Source organism: Arthrobacter sp. USHLN218, assembly GCF_037144715.1.
Taxonomy (GTDB): domain Bacteria; phylum Actinomycetota; class Actinomycetes; order Actinomycetales; family Micrococcaceae; genus Crystallibacter.
This window is the reverse complement of sequence record NZ_JBBCYT010000002.1, coordinates 371,305-388,133: the sequence shown is the minus strand read 5'-3', so window position 1 is coordinate 388,133 and position 16,829 is coordinate 371,305. Positions and strand designations below refer to the sequence as shown.

Annotated in this window: 18 protein-coding genes; 11 read left to right on the top strand and 7 right to left on the bottom strand. The window is 63.5% G+C overall.

What is annotated here, in order from left to right; translation table 11 throughout:
* Positions 1-58 precede the first annotated feature (58 nt).
* Entirely contained in the window at positions 59-451 is a 393-nt protein-coding gene (mscL, locus tag WFH44_RS05510; RefSeq protein ID WP_336712343.1) for a large conductance mechanosensitive channel protein MscL, read from the top strand.
* A gap of 89 nt (positions 452-540) precedes the next feature.
* Here mscL and WFH44_RS05505 read toward each other — a convergent pair whose 3' ends face one another.
* A complete protein-coding gene (locus tag WFH44_RS05505) occupies positions 541-2,019 on the bottom strand; it encodes a cation:dicarboxylate symporter family transporter (RefSeq protein ID WP_336712342.1) in 1,479 nt (492 codons plus the stop codon).
* Positions 2,020-2,239: 220 nt separating this feature from the next.
* Here WFH44_RS05505 and WFH44_RS05500 point away from each other — a divergent pair, with 220 nt between their 5' ends.
* A complete protein-coding gene (locus WFH44_RS05500) occupies positions 2,240-3,190 on the top strand; it encodes an SMP-30/gluconolactonase/LRE family protein (protein WP_336712341.1) in 951 nt (316 codons plus the stop codon).
* Between the two features lie 134 nt (positions 3,191-3,324).
* Here WFH44_RS05500 and glmM read toward each other — a convergent pair whose 3' ends face one another.
* The 3 genes from glmM to rplM all read right to left on the bottom strand — a co-directional run bounded on the left by glmM (position 3,325) and on the right by rplM (position 5,943).
* Positions 3,325-4,701, bottom strand: a complete 1,377-nt coding sequence (glmM, locus tag WFH44_RS05495) for a phosphoglucosamine mutase (RefSeq protein ID WP_336712339.1) — start codon at positions 4,699-4,701, stop codon at positions 3,325-3,327.
* A gap of 261 nt (positions 4,702-4,962) precedes the next feature.
* The gene (rpsI, locus tag WFH44_RS05490; protein ID WP_336712337.1) at positions 4,963-5,460 is read right to left on the bottom strand and encodes a 30S ribosomal protein S9; all 498 of its coding nucleotides are present in this window, start codon (positions 5,458-5,460) and stop codon (positions 4,963-4,965) included.
* 39 nt (positions 5,461-5,499) lie between these two features.
* Entirely contained in the window at positions 5,500-5,943 is a 444-nt protein-coding gene (gene rplM / locus WFH44_RS05485; RefSeq protein ID WP_264795253.1) for a 50S ribosomal protein L13, read from the bottom strand.
* A gap of 541 nt (positions 5,944-6,484) precedes the next feature.
* On the opposite strand from rplM, the gene WFH44_RS05480 reads away from it, so the two are divergent.
* The 9 genes from WFH44_RS05480 to WFH44_RS05440 all read left to right on the top strand — a co-directional run bounded on the left by WFH44_RS05480 (position 6,485) and on the right by WFH44_RS05440 (position 14,111).
* Positions 6,485-6,733 carry a Flp family type IVb pilin gene (locus WFH44_RS05480; protein ID WP_336712335.1) on the top strand — a complete coding sequence of 83 codons (249 nt, stop codon included), beginning with the start codon at positions 6,485-6,487 and terminating at the stop codon, positions 6,731-6,733.
* A 120-nt stretch (positions 6,734-6,853) separates the two neighbouring features.
* Entirely contained in the window at positions 6,854-7,222 is a 369-nt protein-coding gene (locus WFH44_RS05475; protein ID WP_336712333.1) for a TadE/TadG family type IV pilus assembly protein, read from the top strand.
* Positions 7,219-8,244, top strand: a complete 1,026-nt coding sequence (locus WFH44_RS05470; RefSeq protein ID WP_336712332.1) for a pilus assembly protein TadG-related protein — start codon at positions 7,219-7,221, stop codon at positions 8,242-8,244. The genes WFH44_RS05475 and WFH44_RS05470 overlap by 4 nt, the downstream gene beginning before the upstream one ends.
* Positions 8,245-8,266: 22 nt before the next feature.
* Positions 8,267-9,007 carry a Flp pilus assembly protein CpaB gene (cpaB, locus tag WFH44_RS05465; protein ID WP_336712331.1) on the top strand — a complete coding sequence of 247 codons (741 nt, stop codon included), beginning with the start codon at positions 8,267-8,269 and terminating at the stop codon, positions 9,005-9,007.
* Positions 9,004-10,200, top strand: coding sequence for an AAA family ATPase (locus tag WFH44_RS05460; RefSeq protein ID WP_336712329.1), 1,197 nt, complete (start codon positions 9,004-9,006; stop codon positions 10,198-10,200). The genes cpaB and WFH44_RS05460 overlap by 4 nt, the downstream gene beginning before the upstream one ends.
* Positions 10,197-11,630 (top strand): CpaF family protein, encoded by a 1,434-nt coding sequence (locus WFH44_RS05455; protein WP_336712328.1) that lies wholly within the window; start codon positions 10,197-10,199, stop codon positions 11,628-11,630. The genes WFH44_RS05460 and WFH44_RS05455 overlap by 4 nt, the downstream gene beginning before the upstream one ends.
* Positions 11,631-11,638: 8 nt before the next feature.
* Positions 11,639-12,568, top strand: a complete 930-nt coding sequence (locus WFH44_RS05450) for a type II secretion system F family protein (protein ID WP_336712916.1) — start codon at positions 11,639-11,641, stop codon at positions 12,566-12,568.
* 12 nt (positions 12,569-12,580) lie between these two features.
* Complete coding sequence (locus tag WFH44_RS05445; protein WP_336712326.1) at positions 12,581-13,465, top strand: type II secretion system F family protein; 885 nt, start codon at positions 12,581-12,583, stop codon at positions 13,463-13,465.
* 19 nt (positions 13,466-13,484) lie between these two features.
* The gene (locus WFH44_RS05440) at positions 13,485-14,111 is read left to right on the top strand and encodes a prepilin peptidase (protein WP_336712324.1); all 627 of its coding nucleotides are present in this window, start codon (positions 13,485-13,487) and stop codon (positions 14,109-14,111) included.
* Positions 14,112-14,174: 63 nt separating this feature from the next.
* Here WFH44_RS05440 and WFH44_RS05435 read toward each other — a convergent pair whose 3' ends face one another.
* From WFH44_RS05435 to WFH44_RS05425, 3 genes are all read right to left on the bottom strand, one after another.
* Complete coding sequence (locus WFH44_RS05435) at positions 14,175-15,104, bottom strand: tRNA pseudouridine synthase A (protein WP_336712322.1); 930 nt, start codon at positions 15,102-15,104, stop codon at positions 14,175-14,177.
* 27 nt (positions 15,105-15,131) lie between these two features.
* Positions 15,132-15,683 (bottom strand): 50S ribosomal protein L17, encoded by a 552-nt coding sequence (rplQ, locus tag WFH44_RS05430; RefSeq protein ID WP_262105781.1) that lies wholly within the window; start codon positions 15,681-15,683, stop codon positions 15,132-15,134.
* 65 nt (positions 15,684-15,748) lie between these two features.
* Positions 15,749-16,759 carry a DNA-directed RNA polymerase subunit alpha gene (locus tag WFH44_RS05425; protein WP_264795263.1) on the bottom strand — a complete coding sequence of 337 codons (1,011 nt, stop codon included), beginning with the start codon at positions 16,757-16,759 and terminating at the stop codon, positions 15,749-15,751.
* Between the last annotated feature and the right edge of the window lie 70 nt (positions 16,760-16,829).

Below are 16,829 nucleotides of genomic sequence, written 5' to 3'. Positions count from 1 at the left end.
ACGGTTTGTTCGCCGTTGATCCCTCCGGCCGGCGAGCGTCGCGTGTAGATTGAGCGCCATGCTCAAGGGATTCAGAGATTTCATCATGAAGGGCAATGTCATCGACCTTGCCACCGCCGTCGTCATCGGGGCTGCCTTTAGCGGCGTCGTCAATGCTCTGGTGAAAAACGTCCTGATGCCATTCATCGCCGGCCTGTTCGGCTCCCCCAACTTCGACGACTTCGCGGTCTGGAATTTCAACGGCAACCTCGTCCAGTTCGGTGTCCTGCTGACCGCCATCGTCAACTTCCTGCTGATCGCCGCCGCCATCTACTTCATCATCATCGTCCCGATGAACCACATCATCGAGCGCCGCAACCGCCTGCTGGGCATCACCCCGGGAGAAGAGGCCGTGGATCCCCAGATCGCGCTGCTGACCGAAATCCGCGATTCCCTGCGCACGCGCCAGTAGGCCCGCAGCCGACCCTCAACGCCAGGAGGCCTTCCCGAAATTCGGGAGGGCCTCCCGGCGCTTCGAGCCGCAAGGTGCTGGCGGGCCGGCTAGACGTCCCGCTCCCGGCGCGGCGTGCCGCCGGTCGGGGCGCCGCCCGTCGGTGCCGTGCCCGGCGCCCCGGCCCCGGTGGCTCCCGTCTGGGCGGCGTCCGACGCGTCGGTACCCACCGAGGCCTCTTGCCGCGGCGCAACGTAGCCATGGTCCTCGTTCATCGTGGTCTCGTCGAACGGGTCCTGCCCGGAGAGCACGCGCTCGGCCTGGTCCTTGTCGAACTCGTGCGTCCACTGGCCGATCACCACCGTCGCCACGGCGTTACCGGTGAAGTTGGTCAGGGCCCGGGCCTCCGACATGAAGCGGTCGATGCCGACGATCAGCCCGACGCCCTCCACCAGATCCGGCCGGTGTGATTGCAGGCCCGCCGCCAGCGTGGCCAGGCCCGCACCGCTGACCCCGGCGGCACCCTTGGACGCGATGATCATGAACACCAGCAGCGAGATCTGCTCCCCGAGGGCCAGCGGCTTGCCCATCGCCTCGGCCACGAACAGCGCCGCCATCGTCAGGTAGATGGCCGTGCCGTCCAGGTTGAAGGAGTACCCCACGGGGACGGTGATGCCGACCACGGAGCGGTCCACGCCAATGTGGTTCATCTTGGCGATCAGTCGCGGCAGCGCCGCCTCGGAGGACGAGGTCGAGACGATCAGCAGGTACTCCCGGGCGAGGTAGCGCATCAGCCGGAAGATGTTGATGCCCGTAACGAGCTTCAGGATCGGGCCCAGGACCAGCACGATGAAGAGGATGCAGGTGATGTAGAACGCCACCATCAGGGTGCCCAAGCTGACGATCGCCTGGAAGCCGGTTTCGCCGACCACCGCGGCGATCGCACCGAACGCGCCGATGGGGGCCAGCCACATGATCATGATCAGGATCCTGAACACCAGCGCCTGGATGTAGCTGACCGCCTGCAGGATCGGCACGCCGGACGGCCCCATCTTCTGCAGCGCGAACCCCACGAGCAGTGCGATGAACAATGTCTGCAGGATGTTGCCCTCGGTCAGTGCGGAGAGCATCGACGTCGGAATGATCCCGAGGACGAAGTTGACCGACCCGCCCTCGCCCTCGCCCTTCGGTGCCTCGACGCTCCCGCTGGAGATGTTCAGTCCCTCGCCGGGCTGGATGATGTTGCCGACCACCAGCCCGATGGCCAGCGCGAACGTGGACATGATCAGGAAGTAAGCGAGCGCCAGGCCGCCGACCTTGCCGACCGTCGCCGCCTTGGCGATGGAACCGACGCCGAGCACGATGGTGCAGAAGATGATCGGCGCGATCATCATCTTGATCAGCGCGATGAACCCCGTACCCAGCGGTTTCAGCGCAACGGCGACCTCCGGAGCCACGAAACCGAGGATGGCGCCGAGGACCACGGCGACGATCACGGCGATATACAGGAAGTGCGTGTGGTCCTTTTTCTTGGCGGGCGCGGCCGCCGGCGCGCGCTGTTCCGGGGGCAGCTGGTGCGAGGAAGACATTGCAGACTCCTTTGTCAGAACCGGTCTTGCCTGCTCCTCCAAATGTCCCACCGGGGACACGCCAGCACCATAGAAGCTGCCGATTCCGTGCCCTTTGCGCCTGTCTAGCGCGGCGCCCCGCGCGTAAAATGGGCGGCATCACCAGGGGCCCGCCTCGGTGACTCCTGGTCCGATCCGGACGGAGACCCCCGTGCACCCCCAACCAGCCCCTCGTTCCGCAATGCGCCCGCCCCTCGGCCGTACCGCCGCAGGCCTGCTGGGTGCAGCCGCGCTCCTCGTATCAGCCGGTTCCGCGCCGGCCTTTTCCAACAACGACGACGACCGCTCCGAGGTCATCAAGCTCCCCGGTGCGTCCTCGGCCGAAGGCATCGCCGCCGACGACGACGGCACGTTCTACGCCGGCGACCTGTTCAAAGGCGACATCTTCCTCGGCGACCTGGACGAGGGAACCGCGGAGCAGTTCATCGACGCGCCCGCCGGCAGGATGGCGCTCGGCATGGACCTCGACACCCGCAGCGACACCCTCGCCGTGGCCGGCGGCACCACCGGCGACGCCTACTTCTACGACGTGGACGACGGCGACACTATCGCGACCGTAGCCCTCACCAAGGACGCCAACGCCTTCATCAACGACGTCATCTTCACCGGCGGCGGCGCCTGGTTCACCAATTCGGTCAAGGGCGAGCTGTACTTCGTCCCGGTGGACAGAGACGGCGACATCGGGGACGTCGAAACCCTCGCCCTCACGGGGCCCGCCGCAAAAATCACCGGCGACTTCAACCTGAATGGCATCGCCGCCACCGACGACGATGACACCCTGATCGTCGCCCACACCGCCAACAAGGCGGTCTACACCGTGGACACCAACGACGGCGAGAGCCGGGTCATCGCGGGCGTCAAGGTTCCGTACGCGGACGGCATCGAGCTCGACGGCCGAACCCTCTGGGTCGTGCAGAACTTCGACAACAAGATCACCCGCTGGCGCCTCGATTCCGACCTCGAGAGCGGCAGGCTCAGGGACACCATCACCGACAAGGCCTTCCAAGTCCCGACCACGGCCGCCCGGGTCGGCGACCAGCTGCTGGCCGTCAACGCCAAGTTCGACACCGGCCTGCCGCCGAAGGCCAAGGAGTTCGAGGTGGTCGTCGTCGACGCCTACGGCGACGACTGACATCCTTCCGCGACGCGGCCTGGGCTGTCCTGGCGCGACGCGGAACGGCCGGCGCCACGACGCCCGGGTACGAGAGCAGCCCGGGCCTCGTGGCCCGGGCTGCGTCCCATTCCTGCTGCTTCGTTGGCCGCCGGTTAGCCGGCCGCTGTCTCGGCGGGCGACGCCTTCAAGGCGAGGTGCTGCTTGACCGCCTCGGCTAGGCCTTCCGCGACGGCCTGGGCGGTGTCCATGTCCGCAGCCTCGACCATCACGCGGACCACGGGCTCGGTACCGGAGGGGCGCAGCAGCACCCGGCCGGTCTCGCCGAGTTCGCGGGAGGCCTCCTCGACGGCCAGCTGCAGGCCGACATTGGTCTTCACCGCGGCCTTGTCCACGCCCTTGACGTTGATCAGCACCTGCGGCAGCCGGTTCATCGCCTTCGCCAGGTCCGAGAGCGGGCGACCGGTCTTGGCGATCTGCGCCGCCAGCTGCAGGCCGGTCAGGACGCCGTCGCCGGTGGTCGCGTGGTCCGAGAAGATCACGTGACCGGACTGCTCCCCGCCGAGCGAGTAACCGTTGGCGCGCATGCTCTCGAGCACGTAGCGGTCCCCCACCGCGGTCTCTTCGATCCGGATCCCGGCCTCCCGCAGCGCGAGCTTCATGCCCAGGTTGCTCATCACGGTCGCTACGAGCACGTTGTCCTTCAGCTTGCCCGCGTCCTTCAGAGCCAGGGCGAGGATGGTCATGATCTGGTCGCCGTCGACCACGATGCCCTGCTCGTCCACGGCCAGGCAGCGGTCCGCGTCGCCGTCGTGCGCGATGCCCAGGTTCGCGCCGTGCTTGACCACGGCCTCCTGCAGCTGCTCCAGGTGGGTCGAGCCCACGCCGTCGTTGATGTTCAGCCCGTCCGGCTCCGCACCGATCACTATGACCTGCGCGCCGGCGTCCGCGAAGACCTGCGGCGAACACCCGCTCGCGGCACCGTGGGCGCAGTCCAGCACAATCTTCAGCCCATCCAGGCGGGCCGGCAGGGTCTGCAGCAGATGCACGATGTAGCGGTCCTCGGCGTCGGAGAAACGCTGGATCCGGCCGACCTCGGCACCCGTCGGGCGGCGCCGCTCGGCCTTCATCTCGGCCTCGATCGCGTCCTCGACCTCGTCCGGCAGCTTGTGCCCGCCGCGCGCGAAGAACTTGATCCCGTTATCCGGCGCCGCATTGTGCGACGCGGAGATCATCACGCCGAAATCCGCGCCCAGGTCCGCCACGAGGTAGGCCGCTGCCGGCGTCGGCAGCACACCGGCGTCGAACACATCCACCCCGGCACTGGCCAGGCCGGCCGAAACCGCCGCGCTGATGAACTCGCCGCTGGCCCGCGGGTCCCGCGCCACCACGGCCACCGGCCTCTTGCCCGCCGGAACCTGCTCGTGGCCCAGCACCACGGCAGCAGCCTGGGAAACCTCCATGGACAGCTCGGCGGTAATCAAACCATTGGCCAAACCGCGGACACCATCGGTACCAAATAATCTAGACATCGCTAGCCATTTTACGGGAGCAGGGGCGCGAAAACTGACATGTCCCCCGCCGTCGCGGCGTTTGCACGCTCCAATCCGCGCCAGCACGGGACAGTGGTTTGCTACACATTAGGACGCCGCCGCCGTCGTTCTCCCCCTGCCGGATGCAGGCGTTCCCCGCCGACCGCAGTCGATCTTCGGGTTAAAGCGGAGCACCCCGCCCGGTGGAAAACCACTGGACGGGGTGCCGCTGCAGTCCGGGATGGGCCCGGCGAAGCAGGTTTAGCGCTTCGAGTACTGCGGAGCCTTGCGGGCCTTCTTGAGACCGGCCTTCTTGCGCTCGATGATGCGAGCGTCGCGGGTCAGGAAGCCGGCCTTCTTCAGGGTCGGACGGTTGTTTTCCCGGTCGATCTCGTTCAGCGCACGGGCAACACCCAGGCGCAGCGCACCGGCCTGGCCGGAGGGGCCGCCGCCGTGGATGCGGGCGATAACGTCGTAAGCGCCTTCCAGTTCCAGGATCTTGAACGGATCGTTCACTTCCTGCTGGTGCAGCTTGTTCGGGAAGTAGTTGGCCAGCTCGCGGTCGTTGATGGTCCACTTGCCCGAACCCGGGACAACGCGGACGCGGGCAACGGCTTCCTTGCGGCGGCCGACGGCGGAGCCGGCCACGGTCAGGGCCGGGCGCTCCTTGACAACGGTCTCGGAAGCGGGAGCGCTCTCCGAGGTGTAGCTGGTGAGGTTCTCGCCCTCGTTGTTCAGCTCTTCAGTATTCTGAGCCACGGTTCTCCTTGAATAAATTCTTTAGCTAGGTGGCCAGGACTACTGGGCGACCTGGGTGATTTCGAAGGACTTCGGCTGCTGGGCACCGTGCGGGTGCTCCGGGCCTGCGTAGACCTTCAGCTTCGACAGCTGCTGGGCAGCCAGGGAGTTCTTCGGCAGCATGCCCTTGATGGCCTTCTCAACTGCGCGCACCGGGTTCTTTTCCAGCAGCTCGGCGTAGTTGACGGAGGACAGGCCACCCGGGTAACCGGAGTGGCGGTAGGCACGCTTCTGTTCGAGCTTGGCGCCGGTCAGGGCTACCTTCTCAGCGTTGATGATGATGACGAAATCGCCCATGTCCATGTGAGGAGCAAAGGTCGGCTTGTGCTTTCCGCGCAGCAGTGTTGCGGTCTGGCTGGCAAGACGACCCAGGACAACGTCGGTGGCGTCAATGACGTGCCACTGGCGGTTGATATCGCCGGGCTTCGGAGTGTACGTACGCACGGTTTTGGCCTTCGTTTCTTGTTTGCAAGTAGCGGCGCGCCCAGTCGGGCACGCACACAAGTTCTCTCATGCGCTACCGGAATCTCAGGTGAGGACTGAAATGTAACCAGTGGTCCAAGAGGCCCCGGCCAGGTCCGCGGATCAGGTAGCCCTGCAACCGGGCAAACACACAGACATGGACGCATCGAGGTTGGACACGCACAACAGCTACCAAGGATATCGTGCAGCCCTACTAAAGGTCAAAGGGAGGGTTCCTGCTCTGCCCCCCACAGGCCGGCTGCGCAGGATCTCGTTCGCCCCGCATCGAACGAGACACGCCGATAGTTCCAGAATCACATAACGGTTTGATAACAACAACAAAAACAGCTTGGTTAAACCTTGTACTTTTCGTTTACTATGGATTTCGGTTGGGGGCCATATTCAACTCCTTCGAGACTTCCCTCTCGGAATAGTTGGGGGCATTTCTGCGGTATCTCCCTGCCATCAGTAATGAATCCGTGTAATGACTTCCCGGTCATTCTCACCTCAGGAGTTGAATCCAATGCTCGGACTGTACTTGAACGCGCGCAATTTCGTCACCAACCGCCTCTCCCGCGAAGAAAAGGGCGCCACTGCCGTTGAATACGGCATCATGGTCGCCCTCATCGCCGTCGTCATCATCACTGCAGTCACCCTGCTCGGCGGCGGCATTCAAGATATGTTTACTGAAGCGCAATGCAAGATCAACGGTGGCACATTCACTGCGGTTGCGGCTGGTGCCAAAGCCGGAACTGCAACCTGCGCCCCGTAATCAAGCCGCGGTCGAGCCTGGTTGTTGGGGCTGTCCATTTGAAAGCAGCTGGACAGCCTCAACAATCCTCGATGATCGTCCTGAATGATGCGGAGTACTTCTGAACGGGGTGCGGCAGCAGTGGAATTCGCGCTGGCCGTACCGTTACTGTTGCTAATTCTCTTAGGAATATTAGAGTTCGGGCGTGCCTACAACACGCAGATATCTCTGACCCAGGCTGCTCGTGAAGGTGTGCGGGTCATGGCAATCGAGGACGATGCTTCTCTAGCAGAAGCTTCAACAATTCAAGCGGCTGCGACGTTAGATCCCGCTCGCATGGTTATCGAAATTGAGTCACGCGATCCATCTTTGAGTGGTCCTGTGACGGTCAATGAGTGTAAGCCTGGGCATCAGGCAACAGTGCGCGTCACGTATAATCTGCAGACGCTGACAGGCTTTATCGCACCCTTCAGTCTGACGGGACAAGGGGTCATGAGATGCGGCGGGTGAAGAAGGCCGAGAACGATGATGGTGCGACAGCCGTATTGGTAGCCATTCTCTTGGTGGTATTACTGGGGTTTGTTGCACTAGCCGTTGACCTCGGGCGTCTTTATGCAGAAAAGGCTCAGCTTCAGAATGCCGCAGATGCAACGGCACTATCCATCGCCAAGTCTTGCGCTGATGCACCAGGCAGCACTCTCTGCCTCGCTCCAACTACACACGCGGAGACCTTGGCACAAGAGAACGTCAACGACGGCACAGTAAGAATTGTCAAAGCAGACACCTCTGTCCCCAACCGTGTGAGTGTGACCACCGGGACGAAGGACAATAGCGGCGAATCGCTGCCGTATCTGTTTGCTCCAATACTTGGTCTGACAGGAACTGACGTTCGTGCCTCGGCAACTGTGGCTGCGGGTGGCATCTCGGCAGGCCCGGCGGCTTTTCCCCTGGCGTTTTCGGAGTGTCAGTTCACGCTGTCCGGCGGAGTACAACTCATCGCCAGTAAAGGCGTGACCATGCCTGGATGCACATCCAAGAGCGGCAACGTCATTCCTGGAGGGTTCGGTTACCTCAAGTCACCGGACCCTACAAAGTGCGATGTTTATGCCCAGGCCTCGACAACCATCGGCGTTCCCAGCGACACGGGCAATGCCAGCCCTTCAATGTGCGAGGCGCTTCTCGAAAAGTGGATGAGCGCACTGGAGCAACCGGATGGAGAAGTCGTTGTCCTGCTGCCCGTATTCGATAAGGCCGAAGGCGCAGTCGGAACTGGATCCGGCGGGAAGTACTTCATAAAGAGCTTCGCCGCTTTCAGCGTCATGGGTTGGAAGTTCAGTGGTGGCGATTGGAAGGCGTCCAAGCCGATGGAAGATCCATACCTCTACAAGAACGCAGAGTTCGTTGGGCAGAAATGTACCGGCGACTGCCGAGGAATCATCGGCAAGTTTATTCGATTCGCAACACTCGACGAGGACTTCAAGACGGGTGGCACCAGTGAACTGGGCGCAAACCGAATCTTCTTCACCAAGTGACTAATTCAGGATTGGGGAACTAATGAAGTCACGTCTCGTAGCTGCCATCGGCGCGGCCCTTTTGGCGATAGTAGGTGCACTACTGATATTTGCATATGTAGGCAACGCCGATGATCGAGCCATGGCAGATATGCAACCTGCCTCCGTCCTCGTCGTGAAGACTGCGGTACCTGCCGGCACTCCCGTCGAATCTCTCAGCGCTTCAGTGACAGAAACGACTCTTCCTGCCTCAGCAGTTGCCCCCTCCGCGATAACAGACCTGTCCGAGAGTGCAGGGAAGGTTACCGCTGCAGATCTGGTACCTGGTGAGCAACTACTTAACGAACGACTCGTTGCTCCTGAGGACGTTCAGACAGCCGGAGCGGTCAATGTCCCGAAAGGGCTACAGGAAGTCTCCTTTCAGTTGGAACCGCAACGCGTTGCAGGAGGTCGTCTCGCGGCTGGAGAGCACGTCGGTGTCTATATCTCGATGGATAAGGGCGGTCTCGAAGCCAGTCCCGACAAGGAAACGACGCAACTCGTGGTCAGGAAAGCGCTTCTGACAGCCATCCAGCGTGCCCCACAGCCGGTGACTGAGGGGGGCGCGACCGATGCGCAAGCGCTGCCGGAAGGGTCAATGCTTGTCACCGTCGCAGTCGACGACAAAGCGGCACAGAAAATCGTGTTCGCAGCAGAATTCGCGAAGATTTGGCTGAGCAAGGAGCCTGAGGACGCAAAGGAAAGCAAGCCCGAAGTGGTTCAGCGCTCCGAGGTCTACCGATGAGCCGCTTCATTTTCATCGGTTCGGACAGTGCTTTCGAGGAGAAGCTACGTCTGGCCGTCGCGGGCGGGCTGCCGGGAGAGATCACCACTTTCAGTCCGGACGCAGCGGCGATGCAGCCAAGGGAACTGCTGTCCTTCGTCACCGGTGAGCGTCCGGAGGTCCTGATCCTAGGGCCGGGTCTTCCCGTCGAGGACGCACTGCGCCTAGCAACGGTTTTCGACGTGCAGTTTCCTGAGATCAGCACCGTTCTAGTCGCTGAGGGCACCCCCGACCTGATTCTGCAGGCCATGCGCTCGGGAATCCGCGATCTGCTGAACCCTATGGCTGACATTCCCTCAATTCGCGTTCTGTTGGAAAGGGCGTGCCAGGTTTTCGCCAGCCGCTTCCGGCTCGAACAGCCGGGCACAATCCAGCCACAGGAGCAGGGGATGGTCATCGGTGTGGTCTCGCCGAAGGGCGGGGTAGGCAAGACGACGATCGCCACTAATGTCGCGGTGGGACTGGGCAAGATGGCCCCGATGAACGTTGTCTTGGTGGATCTCGATCTCCAGTTCGGCGATGTTGCCTCCAGCCTGTACCTGAATCCCGAGCACACCATCCTCGATGCTGTTTCCAATCCTGCGAGCCAGGACGCTATGGTCTTGAAAGCGTTCCTGACCGTCCATCCCGCGAACATCTACGCCTTGTGTGCACCGCTGGACCCGGTGGCAGCCGACTTCGTCTCTGCCAATCAGGTGACCCACTTGCTGCGGCAGTTGACCGCCCAGTTCCGCTACGTCGTCGTCGACACCGGCCCCGGGCTGACCGAGCACGCCCTCGCCGCCTTGGAGCAGTGCACGGACGCCATCTGGGTGGCCGGGATGGATGTCTCCAGCGTCCGCAGCCTGCGCCTGGGAACTGATGTACTCCGCAAGCTGGAACTGCTGCCGGAGCATCGTCACGTGGTGCTGAACTTTGCGGACACGAAGTCCGGACTTGCGGTCCGGGACGTCGAGGCGAGCCTGAACGCTCCGGTCGACATCGCGCTCCCCCGCTCGAAGGCGCTGAGCTACGCGACGAACCGCGGTGTTCCTGTGCTGCAGGAGGACGTTAAGGACCCGGCCACCAAAGGGTTGAAGTCCTTGGTGGAACGCTTTGATCCGGCTTGGCGGGAGAAACGCCGGAGCCTTCACCGCAGGGCGGTGCTTCAATGAAGCTCTCCGAACGGCTGGGTGCCCTGACCCCGACTCAGCCGGAGTCGCTCCCGTCGCCCGCGGTGGTTCCTGCGCTTGTCCCGCCAGTTGCCGCCAGGCCCAAGCCTGCCCTCGTCGCGGCAGACCCGGTAGTTGCGCCGGTGGATGCCTTAGCAGGACTAAAGCAGCGGGCTGCGACGGCATTGTTCGACCGTATGGGTGCCAGGATCAGCGACACCTCGATGACCGAAGAGGACCTTCGGGCGATGGCCCGCGAGGAACTGGGCCAGATCATCGACGAGGAACAGGTGCCGCTCTCTGTCGAAGAGCGCCGTCGCCTCATCCGCGATGTCGCTGACGACGTCATGGGCTACGGGCCGTTGCAGCGCTTCCTCGATGACGAGAGCGTCACCGAAATCATGGTGAACCGGATGGACCAGATCTACGTCGAGCGCAAGGGGCACGTCACCTTAACTGACGCGCGTTTCGGCTCCGAGGAGCATCTGCGCAAGGTTATTGAACGGATCGTGTCCAAGGTTGGACGACGGATTGACGAGTCCTCGCCTCTGGTTGACGCGCGTCTCGAAGACGGGTCGCGCGTCAATGCGGTCATCCCACCCCTGGCTGTGAATGGGTCCTCGCTGACGATCCGTAAATTCAGCAAGGTGCCTCTGACAGTCCAAAACCTCATCAACTTCGGGACGATGACTCCCGAAATGGCCGAACTGCTCGATGCCTGCGTCAAGGCCAAGCTCAACATCATCGTCTCCGGCGGCACCGGCACAGGTAAGACGACGCTGCTGAACGTGCTGTCGTCATTCCTCCCCGAGTCCGATCGGATCGTTACCATCGAGGATGCCGTGGAGCTACAGCTTCAACAGCAGCACATCGTGCGGCTTGAAAGCCGGCCTCCGAACACCGAGGGCAAGGGCGCCGTGACAATTCGCGACCTCCTGCGGAACTCACTGCGTATGCGACCCGACCGAATCGTGGTGGGCGAGGTCCGCGGCGGCGAATCGCTCGACATGCTGCAGGCCATGAATACCGGTCATGACGGTTCGCTCTCGACCGTGCACGCAAACTCGCCGCGTGACGCCGTGGCCCGCCTCGAGACTCTGGTGCTGATGGCCGGAGTGGATCTGCCGCTCCGCGCGATCCGCGAACAGATTGCCTCCGCAGTGGACCTGATCATCCAGATCGCACGCCTGCGCGACGGCACGCGACGGATCACCCATGTCACCGAGGTCCAGGGCATGGAGGGTGACGTTGTCACGCTCCAGGACGCCTTCGTATTCGACTACTCCGCCGGCGTCGGTCCCGACGGCCGTTTCCTGGGCCGGCCGGTACCGACGGGCATCCGGCCCCGTTTCATCGAGCGGTTCGAGGACATGGGCGTCACCGTTTCCCCCGCTGTCTTCGGCCAGCAGTCACGACTGGGCGGGAGGCACTAGCCATGCCTCTGCTACTCATGTTGGGAGTCGTACTCGTGCTGGCCGGAATCCTGCTGGGGTTCACGGTCCTGCAACCGCAAGCAGCAACGTTGCCGCGCGACCGCCGGCGGCCGTTTGAGGAAGAATCCACCTCCAAGCTGTCACGCTTTGCGGGTGCCGCGGTACGTCTGCTTGAGGAGCAACTGAAGCGACGCCCTACCCGAATCTATCGGCGTGAACTGCTGGAACTGGCCGGTCTCAAACTAAGCCAGGCTGACTACATCATCCTAGTCACCGCGGGAACGCTCGTTGCCGGGGCCGTGGGAACCCTCCTGCGCGGCTTTGGGCTTGGGCTGCTGTTTGGGCTGGTGTCACCGTTCCTTGCACACTTCGTGTTAGTAATCCTGATCAGCCAGCGCCGTGCGAAGTTCGATTCGCAGATGGGCGACCTTTTGCAGTTGCTAAGCGGCGGTCTGCGGGCCGGCCACAGTATCCTGCGAGCCATCGACGCCGCCGCGGCGGAGGCCGATGCTCCCACGTCCGAGGAAATGCGGCGCGTCATCACCGAAACAAGCTTGGGCAAGGACCTGCTTGAATCGCTGATGGATACGGCGCAGCGGATGGAGAGCGAGGACTTCACCTGGATTGCCCAGGCGATCCAGATCAACCGCGAGGTCGGCGGCGATCTGGCCGAGGTGCTCGACCAGGTCAACGGAACGATCCGGGAGCGCGCCGAAATCAAGGGCCAGATCAAGGCTCTCTCGGCCGAGGGCAAGTTCTCCGCGTACATCCTGATGGCCCTGCCGATCGGCATTGTCGTGATGCTGAGCGTGGTAAATCCGGGCTACGTTGGTGTCCTTTTCTCCGAGCCCCTCGGCTGGGTCATGATCGGCGTATCTATCATCCTGATGATCGTCGGCGGACTGTGGCTTCGCAAGATCATCGACCTGAAGTTCTGACGGGGCGGGATTATGAGTCCAACAGTCTTACTGGGAACCCTGCTGCTCGGCGGATCCCTCGGCTACTTGTCCTGGCTGCTCCTTTCGAATGACAAGAGGGGCCGCCGCGCGGTCCTACGGAACCTCAAGCGCGGTTTCGAGGTGGGTGAGAACGGCAAGCAACGCGACCTTGGATTCTTCTACCGGCTGGGCTGGAAGCTCACTCCGGCCGGGTACGTACAGAAGCTCGACCGGTTGCTGGCCTTGGCCGGGCGTCCTGCATCCATGCCGCTGGAAAAGCTCCTGGCATCGAAGCCTGCCCTAGGGATAGCCGGAGGAGTGCTCGCGTTTCTGATGATCAGCGCGAACCTCAGTTCCACGATGGTTCTGCTCGGACTATTCCTCAGCGTTCTCAGTTACTTCATTCCGGACCTCATGCTCTACAGCAAGGGGCAGGAACGGCAGCAGAAGCTGCAACTGGAGCTGGCTAATACTTTGGACCAGATGCTGATTTCAGTGGAGGCCGGGCTGGGTTTCGAGGCGGCCATGGCCCGTGCGGGCGCGAATGGCAAGGGGCCGCTTGCTGACGAGCTGGTCCGTACCTTGCAGGACATGCAGGTGGGCAGGAGCCGCCGCGAGTCCTACCTAGCTCTGGCCGACCGCACGAACGTGCCGGAACTGCGCAGCTTTGTGAAGGCGATTGTGCAGGCCGACGCCTACGGCATTGCCCTCAGCGGCGTGCTGCGGACTCAGGCGAAGGTCATGCGTGTCAAGCGGCGGCAGCGGGCCGAGGAGAAGGCGATGAAGCTGCCGGTGAAGGTGCTCTTCCCGCTGATGTTCTTCATCTTCCCGGTGCTGTTCATCGCGATCCTGGGACCGGCCGTCATCAACGCCATCAACACCTTCAGCGGCCAGTAGGCCGACGTAGGCTCGGACGGTGGACGTGATTGTCGTGGGTGGTGCAGCCCTCCTCGGAGCGGCGGCGGGCTGGTTCGTCTTTCCGCTTGCGCAGCGGGAGGAACGGACGGCGGTGCCGCGGAGCTGGCGGGTGCAGATGGCCGTGGGGTCTGGGCTGCTGTGCGGGCTGATGGCTTGGTTCTTTGGAGCAAGTGCGGTGCTGCCGGCGTTCTGCTATTTGGCGGTGATGGGGGTCCTGCTGGGTGCGATTGATGCTCGGCACAAGCTGCTGCCGAATCGGTTGGTGCTGCCGTTCCTGGTTGGGGCGCTGGTTCTGTTGGGCTCGGCAGCGGCGGTGTCCGGGGCCTGGTTGCAGTTGCTGGGGGGCTTGCTTGGCGGGGCGGCGCTGTTTGCCTTGTACCTGGTCATGGCATTGATCAAGCCAGGCGGAATCGGCCTGGGCGACGTGAAGCTAACGGCCGTGGTGGGGCTGTACGCAGGCTACCTGGGCCTCGATGCGTGGTTGCTAGTGCTAGTTGGGGCGTTCCTGCTGAACGCTGTGGCCATTGTGGTGCTGATGCTGGCGAGGGTGCTCAACCGGAACTCGGACATTCCATTTGGGCCGGCAATGATTGCGGCTACCTTGCTTGCACCGATGCTTGCTTGAAATTTTTGTAAGTCTCCGCCGGGGGCCGGGGTGCCCGGCCGCATCAGACCAACAACCCTTGACTTACTCCGACTCAGCGGTCCGCATGGCGCGGGTCTGCTCGGCGCGTTCGAGGAGCGCGCTGGCCGGCGGGTAGGCCACTTCCTCGAGGACGAGCGGGTGCGGGGGCGCGAGCTTGGTCTTGGAGTCGCGGACCTGGGAGGCGAGGCGTTCGGCGAGCCAGGCGGGCTCCTGCTCCCCCGAGCCGACCATGAGCGAGGCGCCGACCAGGGCCCTGACCATGTTGTGGCAGAAGGCGTCGGCCTGCACCGAGGCGGTGATGACGCCGTCGTCCCCACGCTTGAATTCGAGGTGCTGGAGTTCGCGGATGGTGGTGGAGAACTCCCGCGGTTTACAGAAGGACAGGAAGTCGTTAACACCCAGGATCCGGCTCCCGGCATCGTTCAGGAGCTCGACGTCCAGCGCGTGCTTATGCCAGAGAGTGATGTTGCGCGCGAGCGGATCCCAGTTCGCGGGGCGGTCGGCGATGCGGTAGCTGTAGCGCCGCCACAGGGCGGAGAACCGGGCGTCGAAGCCCTCCGGGGCCAGCCCGGTGGTGTGGACTTCGATGGCGCCGGCGAGGTCGCGGTACGGGACGGGCGCGCCGACCCGGCCGCCGAGGACCTTGGCCAGGACTCCGCGCAGCCGGCGGACCAGGGACTCTGCGGGGTCGATGTCGCGGCCGCGGGCCAGGGCCTCCCACTCCCCCGGCTCCAGATCGAAGTGCACCACCTGCCCCCGGGCGTGGACTCCCGCGTCGGTGCGTCCGGCGACGGTCAGCCGGACCGGGCGCCGGATCAGGGTGGCGAGGGCTTCCTCGACGGCCCCCTGCACGGTCAACAGACCGGGCTGCACGGCCCACCCGCTGAACGCCCCGCCGTCGTACGCCAGATCCATCCGGACACGCAGAAGCCCGCCGTCCGGATTGGGGACGGCGGGCTTCTGTGAGGTCATACCCTCCAGTTTAGAGGGAAGGAGAAGCTACTTCTTCTCCTCGGCCTCCGGGGCTTCCTCGGCGGATTCGGCCGACGGAGCGGACTCTGCCGATTCGGCAGACTCAGCGGACTCGGCGGATTCCGGCGACTCGGTCTCGGCAGCTTCCTCAGCAACCGGAGCCGGCGCGGCGGTCTCGGCGGCCTTCTCGGCTTCCTTGACTACGGCCTGCTTCGGGGACAGCGGCTCCAGCACCAGTTCGATGACGGCCATGGGGGCGTTGTCGCCCTTGCGGTTGCCGATCTTGGTGATGCGGGTGTAGCCGCCTTCGCGGTTCTCCACTGCCGGGGCGATGCCGGTGAACAGCTCGTGGACGATGCCCTTGTCGCTGATCGTGGCGAGCACGCGGCGGCGGGCAGCCAGGTCTCCGCGCTTGGCGAAGGTGATCAGGCGCTCGGCGTAGGGGCGCAGGCGCTTGGCCTTGGTCACGGTGGTGGTGATCCGCTTGTGCTCGAAGAGCGCTGCTGCCAGGTTGGCGAGCATCAGGCGCTCGTGAGCCGGACCGCCTCCGAGGCGCGGACCCTTAGGGGGGGTAGGCATTTCTTTATCTCCTCATATGGTGCCGTTTGGCGCTACCTAGCACCACGACGGCGAATTCCTGCGTTTTAGAGTTCGTCCTCGCCGAAGGCTTCTTCGTCCTCTTCGATGGCGGCAGCGCGGGCGGCCAGGTCGAATCCTGGAGGGGAATCCTTCAGGGACAGACCCAGTTCGACAAGCTTTGCCTTGACCTCGTCGATGGACTTCGCACCGAAGTTGCGGATGTCCATCAGGTCGGCCTCGGAGCGGGCAACGAGCTCACCCACGGTGTGGATGCCCTCACGCTTGAGGCAGTTGTAGGAACGCACGGTCAGCTCGAGGTCCTCGATGGGCAGAGCCATGTCGGCAGCCAGGGCGGCGTCCGTCGGGCTCGGGCCGATCTCGATACCTTCAGCCTGCGTGTTCAGCTCGCGGGCCAGGCCGAACAGCTCGACCAGGGTGGTTCCGGCAGAGGCGACGGCGTCGCGCGGTGCGATGGAATCCTTGGTTTCGACGTCGACGATCAGGCGGTCGAAGTCGGTGCGCTGCTCAACACGGGTCGCCTCAACCTTGAAAGTGACCTTCAGGACCGGCGAGTAGATGGAGTCAACCGGGATGCGGCCGATCTCCGAGTCGCCGGACTTGTTCTGGGCTGCGGAAACGTAACCGCGGCCGCGCTCGATGGTCAGTTCGAGCTCGAACTTGCCCTTTTCGTTCAGGGTGGCGATGTGCAGGTCCGGGTTGTGGAATTCCACGCCGGCCGGCGGGGCAATGTCCGCAGCGGTGACGACGCCGGGGCCCTGCTTGCGCAGGTAGGCCACGACGGGCTCGTCATGCTCGGAGGAGACTGCCAGGTTCTTGATGTTCAGGATGATCTCGGTGACATCTTCCTTGACACCCGGAACGGTGGTGAACTCGTGCAGGACCCCGTCGATCCGGATGCTGGTAACGGCGGCACCGGGGATCGAGGACAGCAGGGTACGGCGGAGGGAGTTACCAAGGGTGTAGCCGAAACCCGGCTCCAGCGGCTCGATGACGAACCGGGAGCGGCTGTCCGCTACTACTTCTTCGGTAAGAGTTGGGCGCTGTGCAATGAGCACTTAGATTTCCTTTCAGCGAGCGTCCGCTATATGACGCAACACGAATTGGTGGAAAAGGGCGGCTAGTCAG

Bases quoted from the DNA above. Each gene is read 5' to 3' on its own strand.
- mscL (WP_336712343.1), top strand. From the start codon at position 59: ATGCTCAAGGGATTCAGAGATTTCATCATGAAGGGCAATGTCATCGAC.
- WFH44_RS05505 (WP_336712342.1), bottom strand. From the start codon at position 2,019: ATGTCTTCCTCGCACCAGCTGCCCCCGGAACAGCGCGCGCCGGCGGCC.
- WFH44_RS05500 (WP_336712341.1), top strand. From the start codon at position 2,240: ATGCGCCCGCCCCTCGGCCGTACCGCCGCAGGCCTGCTGGGTGCAGCC.
- glmM (WP_336712339.1), bottom strand. From the start codon at position 4,701: ATGTCTAGATTATTTGGTACCGATGGTGTCCGCGGTTTGGCCAATGGT.
- WFH44_RS05480 (WP_336712335.1), top strand. From the start codon at position 6,485: ATGCTCGGACTGTACTTGAACGCGCGCAATTTCGTCACCAACCGCCTC.
- cpaB (WP_336712331.1), top strand. From the start codon at position 8,267: ATGAAGTCACGTCTCGTAGCTGCCATCGGCGCGGCCCTTTTGGCGATA.
- WFH44_RS05460 (WP_336712329.1), top strand. From the start codon at position 9,004: ATGAGCCGCTTCATTTTCATCGGTTCGGACAGTGCTTTCGAGGAGAAG.
- WFH44_RS05455 (WP_336712328.1), top strand. From the start codon at position 10,197: ATGAAGCTCTCCGAACGGCTGGGTGCCCTGACCCCGACTCAGCCGGAG.
- WFH44_RS05445 (WP_336712326.1), top strand. From the start codon at position 12,581: ATGAGTCCAACAGTCTTACTGGGAACCCTGCTGCTCGGCGGATCCCTC.
- WFH44_RS05435 (WP_336712322.1), bottom strand. From the start codon at position 15,104: ATGACCTCACAGAAGCCCGCCGTCCCCAATCCGGACGGCGGGCTTCTG.
- rplQ (WP_262105781.1), bottom strand. From the start codon at position 15,683: ATGCCTACCCCCCCTAAGGGTCCGCGCCTCGGAGGCGGTCCGGCTCAC.